The following is a 1,586-nucleotide window of genomic DNA, read 5'->3' on the forward strand; positions in this document are numbered from 1 at the left end:
TGACTTCAGCGTCTGGCTACTCATCGGCCTGACGCTCGCGGGCATTACCATGACCCTGGTGCCGCCCTCCGCGTTGAGCACCTACGGCAGTGGTCTGCCTGCCATGTTAGTGATTCTGCTGGTGAGCTTGGCGTTTTACGTTTGCGCGACTGAGTCCACGCCGATTGCAACGGCCATGCTCCTGGCGGGTATATCTCCTGGCGTGGTGCTGGTGTTTTTGTTGGCTGGTCAAGCGACCAATCTGGGCTCGCTTGGCCCATTGCGTAAGGAGTTCGGATGGCGATTTGTGTTCGTCTATCTGGCTGGGATAAGCGTATCCGCCATCGGGTTTGGACTGCTGACCAATTATGTCGTTGTTGCGCTGCATATTGACATCGTCGCACAGTTGCATGTCACTCAAGAATTGCTGCCGGAATGGATCAAGCTGCTCGGTGCCGGCGCGCTAACGATACTCGCGCTGCGGCCTTTGCGCAGACACTTGCCAGGCCTGGCACCCGAACCCGCTTAAAGATGGGCCAAACATACGATCTTGAGCCCAAGCAGAGGATTGAACATGCTCGCAACTGAACCGAATATGACAAATGTGGGCGTGGCGCTCAAGCTGCTGCGAATATTATTCCTGTTTATTGTTACGGCGCTCGCTGAGATTGTCGGCTGTTACCTACCTTGGCTCGTGATCAAACAGGACAAACCGCTCTGGCTGCTGTTACCCGCAGCCATCTCGCTCGGTGCCTTCGCCTGGTTATTGACCCTGCATCCGACCGCCGCCGGGCGTACCTACGCCGCGTATGGCGGCGTGTACATCGCAGTGGCCATCGGCTGGCTTTGGATGGTTGAGGGAATACGCCCAAGTTTCTGGGACGTTATCGGCAGTTTCCTTGCCCTGACGGGAATGGCCGTTATTATGTTCGCGCCCAGAGGCTAGCACCGACTTGATTAGCGGCCCATATCGAACATGGTTACGCATCCACATTTGGAGCAGCGGTAAAGCTTTTGTCACATGATAGGCGATGCTCAGCAAGAAATCGAAATCCAAGGATTTATTTAGGCAGGTCAATTATCCGCATTTGGCCTTTCGTAACAGCAGGACTTGAGGACTTTTAACTAAAAAATTCCCAATAGCTCACCAAAAAAATAGACAGTAACATCACCAGATAGTCATGTTAAAGAGCACCCCAACGCAAGAAATACTGACAAGTGATACGCCTTATCAGGAGTGCTGCCCTCATAGCTTTCATATGAATAGGTTTCATTAAGATAAACTCATAATCCCGTTTTTACGGAGACAAGCTTCCCAGAAGATCCTCCCACAACTAAATGGTTTCTACTGAGCAAAACATCTGCGGGTCCAGGAGACCCAGCAGAAAGATGTCTTTTAAATAAAACCCTTCCATTGTTTGGGTTAATCACAAACAATACACCGTGACTGTTGACTAGGTTCCTCGTCATTTCAAGTGGGTAGCCTGAGATCCAGCTTGCCCAGGATCAGGTAGGCCATGTTGATAAAGTTCTTGTGCGTGCGGTAACCCCGAGCCTTGGCCTTGGCGGATTGAATGAGGCTGTTGAAACCTTCCAGAATTCCATTG

The 1,586-nt window shown here is 51.5% G+C and carries 3 protein-coding genes; 2 read left to right on the top strand and 1 reads right to left on the bottom strand.

Annotation, left to right across the window (positions count from 1 at the left end; translation table 11 throughout):
* Positions 1 to 508 (top strand): permease (locus BLW97_RS17830; protein ID WP_207650649.1); only part of this gene is annotated, 508 nt, incomplete at its 5' end.
* A gap of 45 nt (positions 509 to 553) precedes the next feature.
* Complete coding sequence (locus BLW97_RS17835) at positions 554 to 925, top strand: YnfA family protein (protein WP_226825948.1); 372 nt, start codon at positions 554 to 556, stop codon at positions 923 to 925.
* 525 nt (positions 926 to 1,450) lie between these two features.
* Here BLW97_RS17835 and BLW97_RS17840 read toward each other — a convergent pair.
* On the bottom strand, positions 1,451 to 1,586 hold a 136-nt coding region (locus BLW97_RS17840), incomplete at its 5' end, for a transposase (protein ID WP_143214908.1).

It is taken from the genome of Acidithiobacillus albertensis (assembly GCF_001931655.1).
GTDB classification, from domain to species: domain Bacteria; phylum Pseudomonadota; class Gammaproteobacteria; order Acidithiobacillales; family Acidithiobacillaceae; genus Acidithiobacillus; species Acidithiobacillus thiooxidans.

Coding starts and splice junctions, on each gene's coding strand:
- BLW97_RS17835 (WP_226825948.1), top strand. CDS start 554: ATGCTCGCAACTGAACCGAATATGACAAATGTGGGCGTGGCGCTCAAG.